Source organism: Hymenobacter sp. UYAg731 (genome assembly GCF_054061335.1).
The window spans coordinates 1034752-1057794 of the sequence record NZ_JBSSEC010000001.1 but is presented as its reverse complement, the minus strand read 5'-3'; the positions used below and the strand labels follow the sequence as shown (position 1 = coordinate 1057794).

At 63.0% G+C, this 23043-nt stretch carries 20 protein-coding genes; 8 read left to right on the top strand and 12 right to left on the bottom strand.

Annotated features, from left to right (window positions below):
- Positions 1-46 precede the first annotated feature (46 nt).
- A complete protein-coding gene (locus ACVWYF_RS04550) occupies positions 47-463 on the top strand; it encodes a DUF1801 domain-containing protein (RefSeq protein WP_457065063.1) in 417 nt (138 codons plus the stop codon).
- Here ACVWYF_RS04550 and ACVWYF_RS04545 read toward each other — a convergent pair.
- Both ACVWYF_RS04545 and ACVWYF_RS04540 read right to left on the bottom strand, forming a co-directional pair.
- Entirely contained in the window at positions 460-1572 is a 1113-nt protein-coding gene (locus tag ACVWYF_RS04545; protein WP_457065061.1) for a glycosyltransferase family 9 protein, read from the bottom strand. The two genes, ACVWYF_RS04550 and ACVWYF_RS04545, sit on opposite strands and share 4 nt — an antisense overlap.
- Positions 1573-1630: 58 nt before the next feature.
- Entirely contained in the window at positions 1631-2107 is a 477-nt protein-coding gene (locus ACVWYF_RS04540) for a hypothetical protein (protein WP_457065060.1), read from the bottom strand.
- Positions 2108-2327: 220 nt separating this feature from the next.
- Between ACVWYF_RS04540 and ACVWYF_RS04535 the strand changes: the two genes are divergently transcribed.
- Positions 2328-2921: a hypothetical protein gene (locus ACVWYF_RS04535; RefSeq protein WP_457065058.1), complete on the top strand. Its 594-nt coding sequence runs from the start codon at positions 2328-2330 to the stop codon at positions 2919-2921.
- Positions 2922-2930: 9 nt separating this feature from the next.
- Here ACVWYF_RS04535 and ACVWYF_RS04530 read toward each other — a convergent pair whose 3' ends face one another.
- The 3 genes from ACVWYF_RS04530 to purB all read right to left on the bottom strand — a co-directional run bounded on the left by ACVWYF_RS04530 (position 2931) and on the right by purB (position 7791).
- Positions 2931-4709, bottom strand: a complete 1779-nt coding sequence (locus tag ACVWYF_RS04530; RefSeq protein WP_457065056.1) for a hypothetical protein — start codon at positions 4707-4709, stop codon at positions 2931-2933.
- 68 nt (positions 4710-4777) lie between these two features.
- On the bottom strand, positions 4778-6280 hold the full coding sequence (locus ACVWYF_RS04525; RefSeq protein ID WP_457065054.1) for a T9SS type A sorting domain-containing protein: 1503 nt from the start codon (positions 6278-6280) through the stop codon (positions 4778-4780).
- Positions 6281-6450: 170 nt separating this feature from the next.
- Positions 6451-7791, bottom strand: a complete 1341-nt coding sequence (gene purB / locus ACVWYF_RS04520) for an adenylosuccinate lyase (RefSeq protein ID WP_457065052.1) — start codon at positions 7789-7791, stop codon at positions 6451-6453.
- Positions 7792-7953: 162 nt separating this feature from the next.
- Here purB and ACVWYF_RS04515 point away from each other — a divergent pair, with 162 nt between their 5' ends.
- Positions 7954-10077: a transglycosylase domain-containing protein gene (locus ACVWYF_RS04515; protein ID WP_457065050.1), complete on the top strand. Its 2124-nt coding sequence runs from the start codon at positions 7954-7956 to the stop codon at positions 10075-10077.
- A gap of 84 nt (positions 10078-10161) precedes the next feature.
- On the opposite strand, the gene ACVWYF_RS04510 is transcribed toward ACVWYF_RS04515, so the two are convergent.
- The 4 genes from ACVWYF_RS04510 to hemG all read right to left on the bottom strand — a co-directional run bounded on the left by ACVWYF_RS04510 (position 10162) and on the right by hemG (position 16012).
- Complete coding sequence (locus tag ACVWYF_RS04510; RefSeq protein ID WP_457065048.1) at positions 10162-12723, bottom strand: T9SS type A sorting domain-containing protein; 2562 nt, start codon at positions 12721-12723, stop codon at positions 10162-10164.
- A gap of 81 nt (positions 12724-12804) precedes the next feature.
- A complete protein-coding gene (locus tag ACVWYF_RS04505; protein WP_457065046.1) occupies positions 12805-13725 on the bottom strand; it encodes a TerC family protein in 921 nt (306 codons plus the stop codon).
- A 72-nt stretch (positions 13726-13797) separates the two neighbouring features.
- Positions 13798-14541, bottom strand: a complete 744-nt coding sequence (locus ACVWYF_RS04500) for a polyprenol monophosphomannose synthase (RefSeq protein ID WP_457065044.1) — start codon at positions 14539-14541, stop codon at positions 13798-13800.
- Between the two features lie 133 nt (positions 14542-14674).
- Positions 14675-16012, bottom strand: coding sequence for a protoporphyrinogen oxidase (hemG, locus tag ACVWYF_RS04495; RefSeq protein ID WP_457065041.1), 1338 nt, complete (start codon positions 16010-16012; stop codon positions 14675-14677).
- Between the two features lie 131 nt (positions 16013-16143).
- On the opposite strand from hemG, the gene ACVWYF_RS04490 reads away from it, so the two are divergent.
- Together ACVWYF_RS04490 and ACVWYF_RS04485 are read left to right on the top strand one after the other, a co-directional pair.
- Positions 16144-16656 carry a D-glycero-alpha-D-manno-heptose-1,7-bisphosphate 7-phosphatase gene (locus ACVWYF_RS04490; RefSeq protein ID WP_457065039.1) on the top strand — a complete coding sequence of 171 codons (513 nt, stop codon included), beginning with the start codon at positions 16144-16146 and terminating at the stop codon, positions 16654-16656.
- Positions 16653-17066, top strand: coding sequence for a hypothetical protein (locus tag ACVWYF_RS04485; protein ID WP_457065037.1), 414 nt, complete (start codon positions 16653-16655; stop codon positions 17064-17066). Before ACVWYF_RS04490 ends, ACVWYF_RS04485 begins: the two co-directional genes overlap by 4 nt.
- A 148-nt stretch (positions 17067-17214) precedes the next feature.
- On the opposite strand, the gene ACVWYF_RS04480 is transcribed toward ACVWYF_RS04485, so the two are convergent.
- Both ACVWYF_RS04480 and ACVWYF_RS04475 read right to left on the bottom strand, forming a co-directional pair.
- Positions 17215-17370, bottom strand: coding sequence for a hypothetical protein (locus ACVWYF_RS04480; protein WP_198070108.1), 156 nt, complete (start codon positions 17368-17370; stop codon positions 17215-17217).
- 97 nt (positions 17371-17467) lie between these two features.
- Positions 17468-18865, bottom strand: a complete 1398-nt coding sequence (locus tag ACVWYF_RS04475; protein WP_457065035.1) for an arginine decarboxylase — start codon at positions 18863-18865, stop codon at positions 17468-17470.
- A 309-nt stretch (positions 18866-19174) separates the two neighbouring features.
- Between ACVWYF_RS04475 and ACVWYF_RS04470 the strand changes: the two genes are divergently transcribed.
- Complete coding sequence (locus ACVWYF_RS04470) at positions 19175-20149, top strand: arginase (protein ID WP_457065033.1); 975 nt, start codon at positions 19175-19177, stop codon at positions 20147-20149.
- A 76-nt stretch (positions 20150-20225) separates the two neighbouring features.
- A complete protein-coding gene (locus ACVWYF_RS04465) occupies positions 20226-20576 on the top strand; it encodes a VOC family protein (protein WP_457065091.1) in 351 nt (116 codons plus the stop codon).
- Between the two features lie 160 nt (positions 20577-20736).
- On the opposite strand, the gene ACVWYF_RS04460 is transcribed toward ACVWYF_RS04465, so the two are convergent.
- On the bottom strand, positions 20737-21762 hold the full coding sequence (locus ACVWYF_RS04460) for a redoxin domain-containing protein (RefSeq protein ID WP_457065031.1): 1026 nt from the start codon (positions 21760-21762) through the stop codon (positions 20737-20739).
- A gap of 419 nt (positions 21763-22181) precedes the next feature.
- Between ACVWYF_RS04460 and ACVWYF_RS04455 the strand changes: the two genes are divergently transcribed.
- Entirely contained in the window at positions 22182-23012 is an 831-nt protein-coding gene (locus tag ACVWYF_RS04455; protein ID WP_457065029.1) for an alpha/beta hydrolase, read from the top strand.
- Positions 23013-23043: the final 31 nt, after the last annotated feature.

The following is a 23043-nucleotide window of genomic DNA, read 5'->3' as shown; positions in this document are numbered from 1 at the left end:
GCTCCCAAACCAGTAATTTGCGGCCCAACCTAACGGGCACGCACTGATGAGCATGACGAGCGAGATTTCTTTCGATGATTTTATTGCGGCCTTGCCGGCCGAGCGGCAGCGGCCGGCCACGCAGGTGTGGCAGCTGGTGCGCCGGGCCGTGCCAGCGGGCTACACCGAGCACATTGGCCCGAAGTACCTGGAGTTTCGGGCGGGCAAGGAAATGGCCATTGGGCTGGCCAATCAGAAAAACTACCTGAGCCTGCACCTGGTGCCCATGTACCTGATGCCCGAACTGCAGGAGCAACTGGCGGCGGCCGCGCCCAGGCTGAAGATGGGCAAGGGCTGCGTGAATTTCAAAATGGTGGAAGAATTGCCGCTGGCGGTGCTGGCAGAGGTAATTGCCGCCACGTCGCTGGCCGATTATGTAGCCACCATGCAGGCTGTGCGGACGGCATCGCGCACAAAAAGCTAGGCTACCGGCTTTGCCAGCGGCACGCTTGCGCGCACGGCCTGCAATACTTTTGCGGCCGGCAGGTCTTCCATGCAGCTGGTGCCGAGCTGGCAGCTGCCCCGGTAAAAGCACACGCAATCCTTATTCGGCTGCACAATCTGGCCGCGGCCGTAGAGGTCGAATTCGTGGGGGTTGAAGATGTTATTCATCAGGATGGTGGGCTTGCGCAGGGCAATGCTGATGTGCATGCCCATGGTCACCTGCGTTACGATGCCGTCCATCTGGTTCATCAGGTTGATGAATTGGGGGAGGGGGAAGGTGCCGGGGTAGGCCGCGCCGGTGGCGGTGTGCAGCTCGCGGTTGCGGGCGTCTTCGGCCTCGCCGCCGAGCAAAACCGGGGTGTAGCCGGCGGCTTGTAGGCCGGTTATCAGCTCAATCCACTTTTCGGTGCTCCAGAGGCGGGTGGTCCAGCGGTCGCCGCAGCCGGTGTTGAGGCCGACGCGGGGGCGGGCGGTGGGCAGCTGGCTCCAATCGTAGTTTTTGTCGTCGTGGGTGTCGAAGACGTATTCTTCGCCCCGGTAATCGAAGCCGCAGAGCTCGAAGATTTCCTGCACGTAGGGCTTGGTGTTGGCCTGGCTGATTTGGTCGAAGACACCGGTGAGGTACTTGTGGGCGGCCAGCTCGTTCACGGGCCAGGCCACGCCATCGTGGGGGCGCAGGGCGTAGCCGAATTTTTCCTTGGCCGGAATGGTGTTGAGCAGGGCGCAGGCTTCCTTTTCCTTGTCGAGGTTGATGACAACGTCGAACTCACGGGCCTGCAATTGCAGGGCGCTGGCGAAATCGAATTTCAGAATCTCCTCAATCTCGCTCTGGGGCAGGATGGCGGGCGTGAGCGTGAGCCAGGTGATGGCGCAGCCCGGCCGCTCCTGGCGCAGGCGGCGCAGCAGCGGCGTGGTCCGAATGACATCGCCAATGGCCCCGAGCTTGATGATGAGGATGCGCTGCGTGACGGGTGAATACACCGGGCAGCCTTCGCAGACGTAGCCGTGGGTTTTGTTGGGGCGGCAGGGGAGGTCGCCGCGAAAGTGGCGGCAGTCGGCATGAACAATGGTGTCGGAGAGCTGGGGCACGGAAACGGGGAGCGGGTGAAAAAACAAAAATAGCAGGTGGCACCGCGCCCGCACCGCACTACCGGGCCACTTCGAACTGGCCGTTGGTAATGGTTTTTACAAGCGGGCTGCTAACACCGCTGGAATAATTGTAAGCCGTGAACGAAAAACTGCCCATAACCCGCGTGGTCGTTAGGGTGCTGACCGTGACTGTGCCAGTGCTGGCCTGGTAGCCGACGGTGGCCGTGCCGCCGTGCAGGATATAATCAGCGGCCACCGTATTGGTGCTATTGATGGCGTAGCTGCCCAGTTGGGCGGGCATACTCACATGAATGGTGGTTTTATTGGGCGCAGTACCCGTCGAGCCAACGATGTCGATGTTGGTGCTGGAGGCCAGTACCTGCGGGGCCGGGTCGGAGGCCGGGGTGCCGTCGGCGGTCCAGCTCATGCCAGGAGCAGCTTGCGGGTCGTCTTTTTTGGAAAAGCAGGCACCCGGGACGGCCAGCATCAGCCCGGCAGCGGCTATGCGGAGGAGGGATAATTGGAACGGTTTCATGGAGTGGAAGCAGGCCGGATGAGGTAGAGAAAAACAGTCGGATTAAAGATGGGGGTTGAGGATGACGTTTAAGAATCCCGGCAATAAAAATCCGGCAATAATTATTGCCGGATTTTTATTGCCGGGATTCTTTGGCAAATTATTTTTTAGGGTAAATTTTGCCAAACTCCAACCACCCGTTATGCCTGCGCCTGCCGCAGCCTTCCCTCTTAAAAACCCAATGGCCAAACGCTTTTCCCATCAAACTGGCCCCCGGGCCTACCAATCGGCCGGACAGCTGCTACGGGCCTGCTACGGACTCACGCAGGACTGGCTGGCTCACTATCTGCAAGTGCCGCGCTCTACGCTGTCGATGGACGAGTTGGACCGAGCCAGCCTGCCATCGGCCAGCACCCTGCGCCTGCTACCCCTGATAATGGGCTTGCCCACCCCCGAAGGGCCGGCCCCCGAACCGGCGGCCACGCTCACGGCGGCGGGTCAGGCCGCCACGCAGGTACTGCTGGCGGAGCGTCAGCGCGAGTGCCAGTACCAGGCCCTGCGCTTGGGCCGGCAGCAGGAGCAGGTGCGGGTGCGGCTGCGCCAGGTGCGCCTGCGGCTGCAAACCCTGCCGGCCCTGCTGGCCTCATTGGCCCCCGCGCCCGCCGATGAGCGGCAGCGCCGCGTGCTGGGCTACTGGACAGCCGATGCCCCCGCCCAGTTGCGCGACGACGAAGCCGCCCTGGCCGCTCTGGACCTGCGCCAGCGCGTACTGGCCTTTGAGCTAGCGGAGCTGGAGAAGCTGCTCAGCAGTCCTGCTGACTCACCGGCCGCCTGAGCCCAACGGCTACTCTACCACCAGCCGGCCCGAGGCCGCACCGCAGCGCACCCCGTAGAGGCCGGGGACGAGGCCGCGCAGGTCGAGGGTGATATCTGCGGAGTGGGCGGGGAGGGCGTAGGTACGCACGGTGCGGCCGAGGCCATCCAACAAGGCGACGGTGCCTGCTTCCAAAGCGGCGGGCAGGCGTAGGGTGGCGGCGCTGTGGGCGGGGTTGGGGAAGCAGGCCAGGGCGGCAGCGCCGGTGGCGGAGCGGGTGGCCAGAGCCGGGCTGTTGGCTAACCGGCCCACCAAGGCATCGCCGCCCGTTGAGCCGCCGGCCGCGTTGTAGCTGCCCATCAGCTGGCTGGCCCCCAAGGTGAGGCCCCCGGTGAAGGTGCCGGTGAGGTAGAGCGCCCCATTATTGCCGTCTAGGGCAATGCCGGCGGGCGTGAGGCCAAAGTACAGGGTGGGCGAGGGCACGGCGGCCACGTAGCGCAGCTGGCCGCCGATACTCAGGCCGGCAATGAAATATTGCAGCCGCTGGCTGTTGGCCGTGAGCGTCTGGCCGCCGAGCGTGGCCTGCACCTGGCCGTTGGTGCCCACCAGCGCCCCCAGGGCTACGGCATTGCCGGACGCGTCCACCGCCAGGGCGGCGAAGACGGCCAGGCCCGGGCCCGAGGGCGTGAGCTGCTGCGCCGTGCCCCATTGCCCGGTGGGCGAAAGTTGCCCCAAAAAGCCCGAATACGTGCTGGCAGCGGGCGTGCCCGCCCCGCCCAGCGTGAGCGGACCCACCACGGTGCCGCCCAGGCCGCGCCCGGCCACCCACAGCGCGCCGGCGGCGGTGTAGCCCACGCCAATGGCCCGGCTGTAGTCGGTGGTGCCGCCCACGGCCCATTGCCACTGGTTGGCAGTGTTGAGCTGGGCCACCACATAGGTTTCATCGAAGGTGGCCGGCGTGGTGAGGGTAGTGGCCCCGAAAGTGAGCGTGCCGCCCCCGCGGCTGCTGGCAATGGCCACCTGCCCGGTGGGCCCCACCGCCATGCTCAGGCCCGAAATAACCCCCGCCGAGCCGGTGGCCCCGGCGGCCCCCAGCCATTGGCCGGTGGGGCTCAGGCGGGCCACAAACACGGCTTCGCCGTTGGGCGAAGTACCAGTTGGCAGCGCGGTACTCCCAATGCTGCGGCTGCCTTGGTAGGTGCCCGCCACCACCGCGCCGCCCGTGCTCGAATCGAAGGCCACGGTGGGCAGCGTGGTGAAGCCATCGGCCGTTTGCAGCCACTGGCACACCCCGGCGCTGCTGAACCGGGCCACAAAAATGGCCTGGCCCCCGCTGCTGAGCGCGTGCGTGAGGCCGCCTGCCTGCACGCCGGTGCCTTCCACGTAGCCGGTGGCGTACACATCGCCGGCGGCCGTGCCCGCCACGCTCGTCACCGAAGCCCGCGCCCGGCCGCCGCTGGCCGCGCCCTGCGACGTGACCGCCGCCACCCAGGCCCATTGTCCGGCGGCGGTGGCTTGCGCCACGAAGCCGCCCCGCCCTGGCCCCAGCGGGCCGGCTCCCGGTAGGGTGCGGGTGGCCACGGCCGTGCCGTTAGTGTCCTCACCAAAGCTGCCCCCCACGTACACCCGGCCGGCGGCATCGGTGGTCACGGCGTTGCCGCTGGCCACGGTGCCATCGGCGGGGGTGGGGTTCTGGGTTTGCAGGCCCCACTGCCAAGCGGGGGTTTGGGCGCGGGCCGGGCCGGCCAGCAGGGCGGTGGCCAGCAGCAGGGCATTGGGCCGCGCAAAGAGCTTGTAGAAAGTAGGCATGCGTGAAAGGAGGAGGGATGAAATTGTATAAAAGCAAATCAGCAGCGCCGGCTACGGCCCACCCGCTGCTATTCGATGCTGAGCCGCGAGGTGGCGGTTTCGCCGTTGCTCATCAGGCGCAGGATGTAGAGGCCGGCAGGCGCGTGGCCCAGGTTTAGGGTGAAGTGGGTGGTGCCTCCGGTGGTGGCCGCGGGCAAGGCGCGGCTGGCCACCAAGCGCCCCAGCGCATCGCACACCGTGACCTGAGCGGCGCTGCTCAGCCCTGTGGCCAGCGCCACCTCAAATACGCCGGTGGCGCTGGGGTTGGGGGCCGCTGTGAGGCCGCGCAGGGCAGCAGAACGGGCCTGCGCGGTAGCCAGCGGCACCAGCGCGCAGGCCGTGGGCGACACCTGGAACACGCCGCCCGCGCCGGGCGTGGGGCTGGCAGCGGCTTTGGTCACGCCGCCTAGGTAACCCTGAAAGGCGCGCGGGTCGGTGCTGCTGGTGCAGGCAATGAAGTCGGCCGAATAATAGAGGTTGCCGCCTTTTTCCAGGTCATACCAACTGATGCCGTCGGCGCTGAACGACGCGCCGCGGTTGGTAGCGTGCTGGTCGTTCAGGATGGCCCGGCCCACGCTCACGTAGCCCCGGCCGGGGATGGCGCTGATGTTGAAATTATAGAACTTGCCGCGCAGAGTGTCACGCCCGGTGGGCAGCGGCACCACGGTCCAAGTCGCGCCGCCGTCGGTGGTGCGGGCCAGGGCGGGGGCGGTGCTGCCGGCAAGGTTGCCGTTGAGGACGCAGGCAATGCCGTTGTTCTGGTCTTTGAAGGCCACCTTCATGAAGCCCTTTAACGGAGTGGCATAGCCCGCCCAGGTCAGGCCCTGGTCCGTGGAGCGCAGCACCCGGTTGGTGGCGTTCGGGAAATTGGAACTGGCTCCGTAGGTGGGAATCCAGACGGTGTTGCCCAACCGGGTGCCGTACCGAACCACTCCGTACTCGTCTTCCGTGGCCTGGGTGAAGGCGGGCGAGGCAATGCGCGTCCACGTTGGGGCGGCGACGCTGCCGTTGGTAGTGCGGTGGAATTCGAACTGCCCCACGCCCGTGCCCGATGCCGGCGGCAGGGGGTCGCCGTATGCCACGCCCACATTGGCATCGAAAAACTCCACCCCATCGATGAAGCCGTCGGGGCCAAACTGGGCGCTGGTGGTCACCTTCGTCCAGGTGGCGCCGCCGTCGGTGGTACGGACCACCTCGCCGCCAGTGCCGTTGTTGCTTTCCCGTGCGCAGAAGGCCGTGGTGGCGCTCACCGCGCTGAAATCGACGGTGATGTACCCGGCGGTGCCCGACGTTACGCGCGCCGTAAAAGCGGTACCGGCCGTGTTGCCGGGTGCCAGCAATACGCCGTCGTTGGTCATGGCCCAGGCCACGGTGGGTGCGAAGGTTTGGGTTTTAACCACGCTTCTAGTGGCGGGCGTGCCCGGCGATATAAGGTTGACTTCGGTCCAGGGACCGGCCGTGGGGGCCTGGGCCTGGGCCTGGGCCGGCCAAGCCAGACCCAGCATGCATAAGGTAAGTAATGAATTTTTCATGAGCGAGGATAAATGGGAAGATGAAAGGAAGAGTTGATTACTGGTTAAGCAGGAAGGATAGACATCAAAACAGACAAGGAGAAGCTTCGGGCCAGCTAAAGTTTAGCATGAAATCTCATCTCAGCCCCAACAAGGCTTTGCCCTACTACTAATTGGCCCGAAGTGTTGCTTTACCGCCCCACGTAGCTATGCGGCGTGATGCTGCGCAGCTCCGCCTTCACGTCCTTGCTCACGTCCAGCGCGTCGATAAATGCGCCGATGCTGGCGGCCGAAATGGCCTCGCCCGTGCGGGTGAGGGCCTTGAGGGCGTTGTAGGGGTCGGGGTAGGCTTCGCGGCGGAGGATGGTCTGGATGCCTTCGGCCACCACGGCCCAGTTGGCTTCGAGGTCTTTCGCCAACGCTGATTCATCCAGGGCCAGCTTGCCCAGGCCGCGCTGTAAAGCACCCAGCGCAATGAGGATGTGGCCGAGCGGCACGCCCAGGTTGCGCAATACGGTGGAGTCGGTGAGGTCGCGTTGGAGGCGCGAGATGGGCAGCTTGGCGGCGAAGTGCTCCAGCAGGGCATTGGCCACGCCCAGGTTGCCCTCGGCATTTTCGAAATCGATGGGGTTGACCTTGTGCGGCATGGCCGAGGAGCCCACCTCGCCCGCCTTGATGGTCTGCTTGAAGTAGCCGAGCGAGATGTACTGCCACACGTCGCGGGCCAGGTCGAGCAGGATGGTGTTGAGGCGCTTCAGCGCATCGCAATGCGCGGCCAGGTGGTCGTAGTGCTCAATCTGGGTAGTGGGGAAGGAGCGGTGCAGGCCCAGCCGGTCGTTCACGAAGGTGGCCGCGAAGGCGTGCCAGTCGGTGCCGGGGTACGCTACATAATGCGCGTTGAAGTTGCCGGTGGCCCCGCCAAACTTCGCCCCGAACGGCACCTGGGCCAGCAGCGCCACCTGCGCATCGAGCCGGGCCACGAATACCTCAATCTCCTTGCCCAGCCGCGTGGGCGAGGCCGGCTGGCCGTGGGTACGGGCCAGCATGGGAATGGCCTGCCACTCCTGAGCGCGGGCCTCCAGGGCATTGCGCACCTGGGCGTAGGCGGGCAGCAGCACGCCCATCAGCGCATCGCGGAAGCTGAGCGGGATGGCGGTATTGTTGATATCCTGCGAGGTGAGGCCGAAGTGAATAAACTCAATGAAATCCCCCAACCCGAGCGCAGTGAACTCGTCGCGCAGCCAGTATTCCACGGCTTTCACGTCGTGGTTGGTCACCGCTTCGTGGGCTTTGATGGCCTCCGCGTTGGCTTCGGTGAAGTTCTCGTAAAGGCCGCGCAACGGGGCAAATACCTCCGCCGATACGCCCGCGAGTTGGAGCAGCGGCAGCTCGGCCAGGGCAATGAAGTATTCGATTTCGACCAGCACGCGGTAGCGTATCAGGGCCATTTCGGAGAAGCGCGAGGCCAGGGGGGCGGTGGCACGGGCGTAACGCCCATCGAGGGGCGAGAGGGCGAGGAGGGGGCTGGGCATGAGGCAAAAGTACGGGCTGAACGAGCGGGATGGCACGAAAAAACTCCCCTGCTCAGCTAAGGGAGAGCGGTTATGACTGTTTCCCGGCCGGCTTGCGTATTCCCCCTACTTTCGTTGTTCTTACCTTTGGCGTTGGCCAGGCCAACCACCTTATTGATATCCGTGCGTATTTCCCCCTCCACCAAACGTCTTCTTATTGGCATTGCCAGCAGCCTGGCGGCGGTGCTGCTGCTGGCCTTTGCCGTGTTTCAGTGGAAGCGCCAGCAACTGCTGGACTACGCTTTGAAAGAGGTGAAGGCCAAAATTGAGCGCAAGTATCCGGTGATTCTCACGCTGGGACCGGCCCGCTTCGCGGGCTTCAAAACCGTCGAAATCCAAGGCATGAGCCTGGTGCCCAGCGCCGCGCCGACGGATACGCTCCTCACTGCCAAGCGCTTGCAAGCCAGCCTGAGCGTGCGCTCGCTGTTTGCCGGCCGGCCGGTGTTCAGCGGCCTCGAAATCATGACGGCCCGCCTCACGGCCCGCAAAACGGCTACTTCCGACAACTTCGGCTTCCTGGCCAAAAAGCAGAAGGCCAGCACCGTGCCGCAGGACACCACCAAGGGCACCAACTACGGCCTGCTGCTGAACCGCGCCCTCGAAACGGCCTTCGACAACGTGCCCGGCGAGGCCAATTTTACGGATTTCTACGTCAGCTACTCCAGCCCGCGCCACACGGCCCAGCTGAAGCTGCCGGAACTCAAGATTCAGGACGGCGACATCTCGGGCCGGCTCACGGCTACGATTGATTCGGTGTCGAACGAGTTGGGCATCAGCGGGCACATCGAGCCCAGCGACTACGCCCTCACGGCGCGGGTGTTCGGGGTGGGCGGCTCGGTGCAGCTGCCCTACGTGCCCCGCCGCTTCGGCGCGCTGGTGAGCTTCGATACGGTGCAGGTGCGGCTCGACAGCAAGGATTTTGAGGACGACGACACCGGCGGCCGCCTCACGGTGCGCGGCTCGCTGGCGGCGCGGGGCTTCAGCCTCTACCAGCCCAAGCTGGCTTCCAATGAGATAGAGGTGAAGCGCGGCTCACTGGACTTTGTGGCCACGCTGGGCCGGGGCACCGTGGCGCTGGAAAAAGGCAGCCAGATTACGCTGAACAAGCTGGTGCTCTACCCCGAAATCAGCGTGCGGATGAAGCCCAGCCGCGCCGTGCGCATCCGCGTGAAATCGGCCGAAACGCAGGCCAACGACTTTTTCGCCTCCCTGCCTACCGGCATTTTCGATGAGGTGCGCGGTACCACCGGCACCGGCACGCTCACCTACCACCTCAACGCCAGCCTCGACATGGCCCGCGTGGACAGCCTCACGTTTGATTCGGGCCTGCGGGGCAATAATTTCCACCTCACCAGCTTTGGCGAGGAGGACCTCAACAAGCTGAACACGGCCTTCCGGTACACGGCCTATAACGACAAGGGCGACTCGCTGCGCACCTTCGCCGTGGGGCCGCCCAACCCGGATTTTGTGCCCTATAACAACGTGTCGCCCTACCTCATCCACGCCATCACTACGGCCGAGGACCCGCGCTTTTTCTCGCACCACGGCTTCATGGAGCAGGCGTTTGTGAAATCGGCCATCCAGAACATCAAGGAGCGGCGCTTTGCCCGGGGCGGCAGCACCATTTCGATGCAGCTGGTGAAAAACGTATTTCTGAGCCGCCAGAAAACCGTGGGCCGCAAGGCCGAGGAAGCCCTCATCGTGTGGCTGCTCGAAAACACCCACCTGGCCAGCAAGCAGCGCATGTTCGAGGTTTACCTCAACATCATCGAGTGGGGGCCCAGCAAGTACCGCTGGCCCAGCGGCAAGCGCGGCGTGTACGGCGTGAAGGACGCCGCCCTGTTCTACTACGGCAAGCGCCCCGACGAACTCAACCTGCCCGAGAGCCTGTACCTGGCCAGCATCATCCCCAAGCCCAAATTTGCCCGCTATTCCTTCGATGCCTACGGCGACCTGCGCCGCAGCACGCGCTACTTTTTCCGCCTCATTGCCGACATCATGGCCACCCGTGGCCTCATCACCGGCAACGACCGCGAAAACCTGCCATATGCGCTGCACCTCGGCGGCCCGGCCCGCCAGTACATGGCCTTCACCGCCCGCCCCGACACTACCCGCGCCACCGTACAAGCCGATTCGAGCCAGTTCGAACCCCTCAACCTGATTGACCTGCTCAACACCGGGGCCGCCCCCGATGCCGGCGTGAACACCAACGTGCCCGATACCGAGCCGGCCAAAGCCCCGAAGTAAAAGCAGACAGCAACCGGGTTAAAAAGCAAAAAGGGGAAGCGCCGCGTGGCGCTTCCCCTTTTTGCTGCGCCGTGCGCGGGTGGGCTATTGCACGGCCACGCGGCGCGTGACGGTGCCGGCCGCGTAGTTCACGCGCAGCAGGTATACGCCGGCGGGCAGGCTGGCCACGCCCATGGTTTGCTCGGCGGCACTGGTCACGGGCTGCTGGCGCACCGGGCGGCCCAGGGCATCGAGCAGCTCCAGGCTGAGGGGCCGGGCGCTGAAGTCCGGGGCGATGTGCAGTTGGTCGTGGGCCGGCACCGGCCAGGTGGCGGTGCGGGCGGCCACGGCAGCCGGCGCGGCTACGTGCAGCACATTGGCCGCCGTGATGCGGGCCACGCCCACGCGGGCCTGCCCACCCACGGTGGTGAAGGAACCGGCGAGCAGAATGGCCCCATCGGGCTGCACCACCACCGCCCGCACTTGGCTGTTGGTGTTGGCCGTGGAGCCGAACGTGGCATCCAGCTGCCCATTGTCGAGCATCCGCGCCAGGTTGCTGCGCGCCGGCGTGCTGACCGTGCTGAAGCTGCCGCCCAGCAGCACCCGGCCGTTGGGCTGAACGGTGAGTGTACGCACGGTCCCGGAAATGAAAGCCGGGGAGGTAAAGCTGGCATCCAGGTTCCCGTCGGTGGTGAGGCGCGCCACGTTGTAGCGCTGCGCCCCATCAACCTGATTGAAGCTGCCGCCCACCAGCAGCTTGCCATCGGCCTGCTGGGCCAGGGCAAGCACGCGGCCCAGGGAAGTGGATGCGTTAAAGCCGTAGTTGACGGTGCTGTTGAAAGCCGCATCGAGGGCACCGGTGCTTCCGTAGCGCACCACCCGGTAGACGGAGGTGGTGCTGGCCCGATAGCGGCCCGCTACCACAATGCGGCCGTCGGCCTGCACCAGCACGGCATCAGCCATGGCGGCGGTTCCCACCACCGGGTCGTTCACGTTGCGCACGAAGCTGGGGTCCACGGTCCCGGTGGTGGTCAGGCGCGCCAAGCCATTGATTGTGGTGCCGTTGGCCGTGCCGCTCAGGCTGCCGGCCACCAGCACGCGGCCATCGGCCTGCAGGGCCAGCCCCGTGACGCCGGCCACGTAATACCCGGTCCCACTCACAAACGGCGTGAAGCCGGCATCGGGGCTGCCGCTGGCTTCGTAGCGCGATACGCCCGCGTTGGTGCCCACCACCACTTTGCCGTTGGGCTGCAGCGCCAGGCTCGTGACCGAGGCGGGCAGTACGCCGGTGGCGGCCACGAACCCGGCATCCAGCGCGCCACCGGGCTGCAGCCGCACCAGGCGATGCACGGCCTGGCCGTTTAGTTCCGTAAAATCGCCCCCGAGCAGCACTTTGCCATCGGGCTGCAGGGCCAGGGCCGAAGCGCTGCCCGCATTTTGCAGCCGGGGAGCAAACGCGGCATCAAGCCCGCCAGCAGCCGTGAGGCGCACCAGGGGCTGCTCCACGTTGTTGAACGCGCCAAATCCGCCGCCCACCAGCACGGTGCCGTTGGCTTGCAGGCCCAGCGTGGCCGGTGCAACATTGGGGCCGGTGCCCACCTGAAAGGTGAGGTCCGAAGTGCCGTCCGGGTTCAGGCGGGCCACCCGGTTGCCCACGGCGTTGGTAAAGTTGCCGCCCACGATGATTTTGCCGTCGGGTTGCAGCAGCATGGCCGGTTCGCTGGTAGAGGTCGACACGTCGCCATCGAGAAAGTTCGACGTAACAAAGTTGGGGTCGAGTGCGCCGCTGGGCAGCAGTCGTGCCACGCCCGCGTATTGCGTGGCACTGCCCAGCAGGTTCAGGTACCCGTTCATCAGCACCTTGCCATCGGGCTGCACAATCAGGCCTTCTACGTACGTGTAGCGCAGCAGCGGCGGCGTGAATGAAGCGTCCACGCTGCCGTTGGCATTCAGCCGCACCAACCCGGCGGTGGGTTGGCCATTGAAGGCGTCGAACTCGCCGCCCAGCAGAATTTTGCCATCGGCCTGCACCACCATTGAGGTTGGGTAAGCGGTGGTTGGGTCGAGGCCGGTGCCCGCGTTGAAGGAGGGGTCCACGCTGCCGTTGGCGTTCAGCCGCACCATTCCGGCCGCCGCCACGCCATTGTACTGCTCAAACGAGCCCGCCACCAGGATTTTGCCATCGGACTGCACCGCAAACACCTGGCCGGCCGCAAAGTTGCCCCCGCTGGTCACCGGCCCCACGCCCACGCTGAACGAGGCATCGGGGGTGCCGTTGGCATTCAGGCGCAGCAGCTCGGTGCGCGTGAGGCCCGCCGCGGTGAGCGTGTTGCCGCCGCCGGCCAGCAGATACTGGCCTGCAGACAGGCCCAGCACCTGCGACGCGCCGTAGACTGCGCCCACGTTTTGCGAAAAAGCCGCGTCGAGCACGCCCGTGTCGTCCAGCCGGATAAGGTTGCCCGTGGCAGCCGCGCCGTTCACCCGGCTGAAATAACCGCCCACCACGCGCTTGCCGTCGGCCTGTTGCGGCCCGAGGTAGTACACCTGCCCGGTGGTGTAGAGGGAGAGGGGCGATGTGAAAGTCGGGTCGGGGGTTTGGGCGCGGGCCGGGCGGGTAGTGCCGGCTGCCAGTAGCAGGCCAATGGTAAGGAGTCGAAGTATTTTCATGAGTGCATGAGGGGCAAAAGGTGGAAAAGGTTGCCTGCGCAAGCTACGCCAATTGCGGCGGGCCCCGAAAAGGAAATTGCCCTATGCACTTTTCTTCGGCCACACCACCGAAGCCACCACGCTCAACACCAGCAGGCTGCCCACCACGCCCAGCGCCACCGGCATGGGAATATGCACCAGATTTTCCAGCAGAATCTTGGCTCCGATGAACACCAGAATCAGCGACAGGCCATAGTGCAGGTGGTGAAACAGGCGCATTATGCTGGCCAGGGCAAAGTACATGGCCCGCAGGCCCAGCAGCGCGAATACGTTGGAGGTGAACACGATAAACGTATCGCGCGTGATGGCCAGAATGGCCGGGATGGAGTCGGCGGCAAACACCACGTCGGTGGTTTCCACCATCACCAGCACCACGAAAAGGGGGGTGGCGAAACGCAGGCCGTCTTTCCGAACAAAGAATTTGCCATCCTCCAACTGCCGCGTGATGGGCAGGTGCCGGCTCAGGAAGCGCACCACCGGGTTGTTTTCGGGGTCGATTTCGGGGTCGCCACTGCTCAGCCCCATCCGGATGCCCGTGTACACGAGGAACGCGCCGAGCGGGTAAATCAGGAAGTGGAACCGGGCCAGCAGCGCCCCACCCACCAGAATAAAGATGGCCCGCAGCAGCAACGCCCCCAGCACCCCCCAGAACAAAATACGGTGCTGATACTGCGCCGGTACCTTAAAGTAATTGAAAATGAGCAGGAAAACGAAGAGATTGTCGACACTCAATGCCTTCTCGACCAGGTAGCCGGTCAGCCATTGCAGGCCCGCCTGGTGGCCCATGGTGCGGTACACCAGCCCATTGAAGCTCAGCGACAGCACCACCCAGAACGCACTCCAGCCCAGGGCTTCGCGCAGCTTAATCTCGTGCGCCTGCCGGTTGAAAACCAGCAGGTCGAGCAGCAGCAGCGCTACCACAAAAACCGTGAAAGCTAACCAGAACAGGGGCGTGTTTTCCATGCGTATGGGAAGATACGCCGGAGCGGGCGGCCGGTTGGCACCAGGGCGCGCGGCTGGGCAACAGGCCTGCCCTTAGCGGGGACCCATCGGCTTGAGCGGGCGCAGCCAACTGCTGGCCTTCATTTGCAGCACGCCAAAAAAGGCCTCCTGCACAATGCCTTTCGACATTTTGGACGTGCCCCGGGTGCGGTCGGTGAAGATGATGGGCACCTCCTTGATGCGGAAGCCCAGCTGGTAGGCCAGCCACTTCATCTCAATCTGGAAGGCGTAGCCCACAAAGTGAATGTTGGCCAAATCAATGGCCCGTAGCACCCGCGCCGTGTAGCACTTGAAGCCCGCCGTGGCGTCGCTGATGGGCATGCCGGTGATGAGGCGCACGTACCAGGAGGCGAAATAAGACATTAGCACCCGCGACATGGGCCAGTTCACCACGTTCACGCCCTGAATGTAGCGCGAGCCGATGGCCAGGTCGTAGCCCTCCAGCGCGCAGGCGTCGTGCAGGCGCAGCAGGTCCTCGGGGTTGTGCGAAAAGTCGGCGTCCATCTCAAACACGTACTCGTAGCCGTGCGCCAGCGCCCACCGGAAACCGTGCAGGTAGGCCGTGCCCAGGCCTTGCTTGCCGCTGCGCTCTTCGAGAAAGAGGCGGCCCGGAAACACCGTTTGCAGGTCGCGGACAATGGCCGCCGTGCCATCGGGCGAGTTGTCGTCGATAATCAGCACGTCAAATTCCCGCGCCAACGACATCACCTTACGGATAATCAGCTCCGCATTTTCGCGCTCGTTGTAGGTAGGAATCAGGACGAGGCCTTCGCTCATGGAATACAAATTGACCCCAAAGATAGGGTTTCGGGGCGCGAAGCTGCACAGCCGAAATATCCGGCCGTTACTATTTAGCCCGCCGCCGCTGGCAAACTGCCCGGCTGGCAAGGGGCCGGCGAGCTTAAATAAGCTATTTCTCAGCCACCAAGAGGGCTGCCCGCACCCGCGCCTGACGGATGCAATCGGGCACGCTTACGCCCACGCGCCAGTTGGCCACGGCTATGATGTGCTCGGTTTCGAGGACATCGGCCGCATTGTGGGCATCCACAATCCGCGCATCGAACTGCGGAATGCTGCGCGGCCACGCGTAGCGCCCCTGCCAGCGCGGCGCACCCGTAATGCCGTAGAACGTGCTCAGCTCGGCATGCACGGCCGCTTTTTGCGCCCCCTCGGGCTGCCGGGCGGCGTCCTCGTACTGCGTGCCGCCCACGAAGGTGGTGAATAGCACCTGCCCGGCCGGCACCCGGTTGGGGTAGATGCTGCTGGTCCAGACCGAGCCGGCCGCGTAGGTGCCCTCAACCCTGGGGTGCAGTGCCCCAAAACCGTTGAGCGGGTGCGCCACGGCAGTCCGGTCGTAAGCCGAGAATACGGCCGTCATGGGTGGGTAATGCACGGCGGCCAGTGCGGCGGCGGCCTGCGGAAACAACGGTTCCAGCAGCGGCGCGGCGGCGTAGGCGGGTAGCGCCAGGGCCAGGTGCGAGTAGCCGGGCGCGGCTTCCAGGCCCTGCGGACCCTTCAGCTCCAGCTGGTACGTGCCATCGGTGGTGCGGGAAATGGCCGTGACGGCCGTGCCGGGCTGATAATTGGTGAGCCCGGCCGCCAGCGTATCGGTGATGGTCTGGATGCCGTTTTTGAGGGTGATGATGCGGCGGCGGCCCGCGCCTTTGCCGCCCTTCATCAGCCCGCGCAGTACGGAGCCGTACTGCTGCTCCATAGCTGGCAGCTGCTTGAAGGTTTTATTGATAAGCAGCTTTTCCGGGTCGCCGGCGTAAATGCCGGCCATGAAGGGATTGACCGCATAATCCAGGATTTCGGAGCCGAAGCGGCGGCGGAAAAAGTGCGCTACCGTTTCCTGCGGGTCAATGGGGGTAGCGGGCTGGCGAAATTCTTTCAGCAGCTGCCACTTGGCTTTCAGGCTGAAAAAGCCGTTGGTGAGCAGGGCCGGGGGCGAGCCGGGCAAAATTTGGTAGCGGCCATCGCGCAGCACGTAGCGCTGCTGGCTCACGGCGGCAGCGTCCTGAATCTGGTCGGTGAGGCCGAGGTCGGCCAGCAGCTCTTCCAGCTCCAGGCTTAGTTGCAGGGAGTTGGGGCCGGTTTCGAGCAGGTAGCCTTCGGGCGTGGCCCAGGTGCGCAGGTTGCCGCCGGGCCGGGCGTCGGCCTCGAACAAGTCGTAGGCCACGCCGCTTTTTTGCAGGTACCAGGCCAGGGTGAGGCCGCTGATGCCGCCGCCGATGATGGCAATTTTCATGTCGTATGCTGTAGCGCGAACTTTATCTACCGCTGTCCTGCGGTTGTAGTTCGCGTCCCCGCGCCGTTAGCGAATCGTTGAAACGGCGCGGGGACGCGAACTACAAAGTTCGCGCTACTTCCTTTGTTATCATGACCCCAAAAAACAAAGCCGTATTTCTGGACCGTGACGGCGTGCTGAACGAGGAAATCGGCACCTATGTCTGGCAGCCCGAGAAATTCATCATCATTCCCGGCGTGCCCGAAAGCCTGGCCCGTCTCAAAGCCGCCGGCTATTACCTGATAGTAGTTACCAACCAAGCCGGCATCGCCAAAAAGCTCTATACCGCCGCCGAGGTACAGGCCTGCCACGCCAAGCTGCAAGCCGCCTGTGATAACGCGCTGGATGCGCTGTATTTCAGCGACGCGCACCCCAGCGTGAGCGACTCCATTCTGCGCAAGCCCGGCTCCGGCATGCTGGAAAAAGCCGTGGCCCGCTTCAACCTCGATGTGAATCAGTGCTGGATAGTGGGCGACCGGCTCCGCGACATGGAAGCCGGGGCCAACATCAGCGTGCGCGGCATCCTAGTGGGGGACGAGGAGACTAGTTTCACGCCCCACGTCGCCGATTTGCAGGCGGCAACTGATATTATCTTAGGCCAATGACAGTCAACGACAAAAAGCCGGGTTGGATAGCCAAAAACCGCAACACCGTGTTTTTAATGGTCTGCGTCATCCTGGGGCAGGTGGTTTTTTACTTCACTACTACGGCAAACAGCAAGCGCGAAATGGAACGGTACAAAGCGCTCCAAATAAACGGCCGCGTGGAAAAACTCCTGTCCAATTCCCGAGGCATTCAGAAGGTGAAGCTGGCCATCGGCGAAACGCAGGCGCTGGCCCTGACCGCCGCCGGGCAGCAATATATCCAGGTAGGTGATTCGGTGGTGAAAGCGGCGGGTAGCGAGAGCATCACGACGTACCGCCGGCTTCCAGCTTACACGGAGGTGTCGGTTTTCGGGCCGGGCTCAGTTGATAACACGGGGCTCATCAAGCGCTACCAAATCAAGCAGCCATAAACGCAAACGATATTTCCCGCAGTGTTCGCAGTGACCTCGCCTACAGAACACTGCGGTTTAACCCCTGCGCTCACTGCGGGAAATCAGTCCCAAAAAAGGCCGGCCTCCCACGCGGGAAGCCGGCCTTTCTATTTCGAATCCGAACGCACTACTGGCGGGCAGCCGGCGTAGCAGCACTGGCCGTGATGGGCGAGGAAACGCGGTTGGCTTCCTTGGTGCTGCTGTAGGCGGGGCACTTCTGGCGGTTGCAGGCACCCAGGGAGAGGGCCGCGAAGCCGGCGGCGAGCAGAACGTACTTTTTCATAATTTATATAAAAACGGGTGAGGGGTTGCGGGGTTGGGCTTCAAAGATAAGCAGCCAGCCTAATATTTCGGCACAACTCGCTAACGCCGAAATTGAATTATTCGTACCCGAGGATTTTCATCATGCTGCCGGCCTGCTGCTGGGGGGCGAAAACGGTATCGGTGAGGGTGCCGTCTTCGGCGCGGTCGAGAATGATGTGCTGGGGGGCGGGGATGAGGCAGTGCTTGATGCCGCCGTAGCCGCTCAGGCTCTCCTGATACGCGCCGGTGTGGAAGAAGCCCACGTAAAGCGGCTGGGCATCGGCGGGCTTGCGCTCGGGCAGGAAGGTCTGGTAAATGTGCTTCTCGGAGTTGTAGTAGTCCTGCGAGTCGCAGGTGAGGCCGCCGAGCTGGATTTTCTTGTACTGCTTCTCCCAGCCGTTGAGGGCCAGCATGATGAAGCGCTGGTTCAGGGCCCAGGTGTCGGGCAGGTTGGTGATGAAGGAGCCGTCAATCATGTACCAGAGCTCCTTGTCGTTTTGCAGCTTTTCGTCGAGAATGCTGTAGATGGTGGCCCCGCTTTCGCCCACCGTGAAGATGCCAAACTCGGTGAAAATGTTGGGTTCGGGCACGCCTTCCTCCTTGCAGATGCGCTGGATGGTGCGCAAGATTTCGGCCACCATGTAGGGGTAGTCGTAGTCGGGCTGGATACTGGTTTGGATGGGCAGGCCGCCGCCGATATCGATGGAATTGAGCGTGGGGCACACCTTGCGCAGCTCGCAGTACTTATGCACGAAGCGGCTCAGCTCGGACCAGTAATAGGACGTGTCCTTGATGCCCGTGCTGATGAAGTAGTGCAGCATGGTGAGCGTGAAGCGCGGGTCGTCCTTGATGCGCTGCTCGTAGATGGGGATGGCGTCGGCGTAGCGCACGCCCAGGCGCGAGGTGTAGAACTGGAAGCGCGGCTCCTCGTCGGAGGCCAGGCGCATGCCGATTTTCACGTTTTCGCGGACGTGGTCGTGGTAGTACTCGATTTCGTTGGGCGAATCGATGATGGGCATGCAGTTCACAAACCCATCGTTAATCAGGTCGGCGATTTCCTTTTTGTAGGCTTCGGGCTTGAAGCCGTTGCAGATGATGTGCTTCTGCTTGTCGACCTTGCCCTGGGCGTGTAGGTTGCGGATGATGCTGATGTCGAACCACGACGAGGTTTCGAGGTCCACGTCGTTTTTCAGGGCCTCTTCGAGCACGAAGCGGAAGTGCGACGACTTGGTGCAGTAGGCGTAGGAATAGGAGCCGGTGTAGCCGGTTTCGGCGATGCCGTCGGCAAACCATTTCTTGGCCCGCTGAATCTGGGAGCTGATTTTGGGCAGGTAGGTGAGGCGCATTGGGGTGCCGTACTTTTCCACGAGGGCCATCAGGTCGATGTCGTGGAAGCGCAGCTCGTGGTCCTGGACGGTGAAATCGGCCGTGGGAAAGTCGAAGGTTTGGGAGATGAGGTCGTGGTACGTATCCATTCGGTTTTGAAAACGGCGAAAAAGCCCGACCTTTGCGGTGGGCCGTACAAAAGTACCGCCGGGGTCAGGATAACGGCCAGGAACCAAATGTTGTTCTTGCGTTATCCCGCCCTGCATCGTGACGATGGAATAGTAAGCGACTTGGCTACGGCAGAATCTTCTGCCGCAAGGCAGCGTGATTCTAGTAGTGAGTAGCGAGTAGTAAGTAGTGAGTTTTGTTCAGTCGGATAAAAACTCACTACTCACTACTCGCTACTCACTACTAAAAAACGATGCCGCCAACCTGCTTACCCCAATTCCCACCCTCCGATGAAACGCATTAAATTACTGGAAGTCCGCTCCGAGCTCGGGGCCGGCACCCGCGGCGCGGGCATGGGCATCGACGCCCTGCGCGTGGCCTGCCTCAACAAGGGCTCCGATTATTTCCGCCGGTTCAGCGCCGTGGTGGTGCCCGATTTGAACCAGGTGCTGTTCGACAAAAACCCGTTTCCTTTCGCCAAATACATCGACAGCATCTATAGCGTGCAGAAGGGCATTGCCACGGCCGTGGAGCAGACGCTGCGCTTCGGCGAGTTCCCGCTGGTGCTGGCCGGCGACCACAGCAGCGCCAATGCTACCATTGCCGGCATTAAGGCCGCCTACCCCACCAAAACGCTGGGCGTTATCTGGATTGATGCCCACGCCGACCTTCACTCGCCCTACACCACGCCCAGCGGCAATGTACACGGCATGCCCCTGGCTGCCGCGTTGGGCCAGGACAACCTGGCCCACCAGCGTAACGTGCCCGACGCGGAAACGGAGTTCTTCTGGCAGCGCCTGCAAAACCTGGCCGAGCCCGGCCCCAAGCTGCGGCCCGAGCACCTGGTGTACGTGGTGGTGCGCGACACCGAGGAGGAAGAGGAAGCCCTCATCGCCGACCTCGGCATCAAGTGGATAAAGCTGCCCGAAATCAAGGAAAAAGGCTCGCGCCAGCTCACCCGCGAGATTTACGAGCACCTGCGCTTCTGCGACATGGTGTACATTTCCTTCGATGTCGATAGCCTCGATTCGAGCTTCAGCATCGGCACGGGCACGCCCGTGGAGGATGGCCTCTACCTCTCCGAAGCCGAAAACCTCTGCCAGGACCTGCTGGAAAACGAGCGGGTGGTGTGCTTCGAGATGGTCGAAATCAACCCCACGCTGGACAATGGGAATACGATGGCGAAGAATGCCTTCAACATTCTGGAAAAAGCAACGGATGCGATTGAGCGCCGGCTGCGGCTGGAGGAGGTGGTGTGTCAGTAGGGCTTGCGCTCTGCATGACGGCCAATACCGAATTATTCGATAGTTTCGCCGCCTCACCCATTACCCATCCTGCGAAATAAGTAAACTAATCAACAACTCCGTCTTCTACGTCGAGTTTCCGGCCACTGACTTGGCCGCGACGAAACGCTTCTACGCCCAGGCTTTCGGGTGGTCGTTCGAGGATTATGGGCCCGATTACGTGGCCTTTGAGGATGGGCAGCTCTCGGGCGGGTTTTACCGGGCCGAAAGCGTGCCGCCCAGCAGCCCGTTGGTCGTGCTTTGGGCCGATGCGTTGGAGGAGTCGCAAGCGGCGGTGGAAGCGGCCGGGGGCATCATCAGCAAGCCAATCTTTGCTTATCCGGGCGGCCGGCGGTTTCATTTCACCGACCCGAATGGCAATGGGCTGAGCGTTTGCGGCGAGGCATAAGGCTCTAACCGCGTCCCGGCCCCCAGCCCACCGCCTAAGTTGCTTGAGAAACAGCAAGCCCCGCCAGTAGCTGGCGGGGCTTTTTTGCGGTTGTTGTTTCGTTGAGCAGTCGAAACTTGTGCAGCGTTAGGAGCATGTGAAATTCGCCCGAATGGCTTGCTCACTTGAGGAATCGCGTGAGGGTGGCTTGCAGTTCGGCACCTTGTAAGTTGGCAGCCACGATTTTCCCGCTGGGGTCAATGAGCAGATTTAGCGGCGTGCCCGGGTAACCATACAGTCGTTCTACTTCTCTTTTCGTGCCCTCAAGGTCCGATAACTGGGTCCATGCCAAGTGGTCGTCGGCAATTGCTTTTAGCCATCTTTCGCGGTTGTTCTCGCTGTCGAGCGACACCCCCAGCATGTCGAACTTGGGGCCTTTGAAGGCCTGGTAGGCTTTGACGAGGTTGGGGTTTTCCGTGCGGCAGGAGGCGCACGAGTGCCAAAAGGCCAGCAGCACGTACTTGCCCTTATAATCGGCCAGCGAAACCGCCTTGCCAGCGGGTGTTTTCTGGGTGAAGTTGGGGGCTGGCTGGCCCACGGTCGTGGCTTTTAGGCCCTTCACCAAGTCACCGTAGATGCGGCCAGGGCGGCTGCTCTTCAGCTCGGGGCTGAGGGAAGCGTAGAGTGGACCTACTTCGTCGTATTGGCGTTTCGCAAAGACTCCCATATCCCACAAGGCCATCAGGCTCACCCAAGAAGCGGGGTGATTTTTGATGAAAGCTGCGTAGGCTTGAGCGTACTGTTGGGGAGTGGCTTTGGGTGGCACCGAGGCGTAGAGCTGTTGGTGTTCGGTGGTGAGGGTGCCGCCGGTGATGGTCGTCGTCGCATCTCGCAAGCTGCCGTCGCTGATGACAACAACCGGAGTGGGTTCCAAGAAAACGCTGGTGGCGTTGGCCAAGACAGCGTTCGGATGATAGCCGTTGGCCAGCACCACCAAATCGGCGCGCGTGGGCAGGATGGCGGTTCCTTTTAGCTCAAATGCTCCGTTGATGAGGGTGGCCGAGTCGACCAGTTCGCCGTTTCTCAAGTAGACTTTATTGGGCGCATTCAACGCGCCAATTCTACCGCTGATGTGGTAAGTAAAAGGCTTTTGGGCCAGCGACAAGCCCGGAACCAGCAGAAATAGGGCGAGAAGAGAATTTATCATAATTGGGTCGGGAAGTGGCAAGCTCAAATATATGCCGAGCAACGTGCCGCCTCGTAGAATATTATTCTTTTTCCTAAACGGTGATTCAAAGCGCTTACTGATTATTCATGGGTCAGAAATATACCACAACAGGGAGCCCTGTGCGAACAGGAGTTTTCTGAACTTCATTATCGCAACAAAGAAGCTCCGCCAGCCACTGGCGGGGCTTCTTTGTTGCTGCAAGTTTCGGGGGGGTATTCGTCTGGATGGCGCGGGGGCGCTTGGCCGCTTTGGATGCGAGCCACGACGTTCGCCGCCGACTGGCCGTATTCGGCTGTGCTGGCACAGGCTACGGCTTTAGATGCAACGTTCATTGGCGGGGAAAGTCTATCCACAGCTTGGGATATAGTGTCCGGGCTGCTCCCTTTTCCGCTTTTTACATGGTACGCTTCTTACTTCTTTGCTTGGCGCTGCTAGCCGCCGGCCCCGCATTTGCTATCCGCCCAGTGGCCGAATGGTGGGCCAAACCCGATACCCTGGGCCTGGAATACCGGCAGGTAGAAATTACCACGGCCGACCATGTGAAGCTGGTGGCTTGGCTAATAGAGCCCTCCGCGAAAGCCACTGACCAGCAAACCACGGTGGTGGTGGCCGGCGGCGACGCCTATAATATGTCCAGCAACATCTACACGGCGTGGGCGCTGGCCGACGCGGGCTACCGCTCGCTGCTGTTCGACTATCGGGGGTTTGGCCACAGCCAGGCCTTTGCCATCGACCCGCAGCGGCTGTACTACGAGGAGTTTGCCCTCGACGTACGCGCCGCGCTGGCTGAGGCGCGGCACCTGGAACCCCGCGACCGTGTGGGCATTCTGGGCCTGTCGATGGGGGCCATTGTTGGGTCGGAAGCAGCGGCCAGTGCCAAGCCCGATTTTCTGGTCACCGAGGGCTACCCGGGCAACCTGCCGGGTATAGTGGCTTACCAAAAGGCCGCCAACAACAAAACCGTCACGCTGCCCGCTGAAGCTGTTGCTTATCCCCGCGTAGCCGCCCGTGTGCGCTGTCCGTGGCTGCTCATTGCCGGCATCCAGGATAAGAACACGCCCCTGGCCGACTCGGTCGCCGTGGTGCAAGCCGCTCGCCAGAACCAGCGCCGCCAATTGCTGGCCGTGGACTGCGGCCACTTGGGGGCGCAGGAGAAACTAACCGAAAAGTTTTTCGCGGAAGGGTATGTGCGCGCCATCGGTCGCTTTCTGGCGGGCGGCAAAGCTTAGTTGCACGTCATAGGTTCCCGCTGGTTGAATA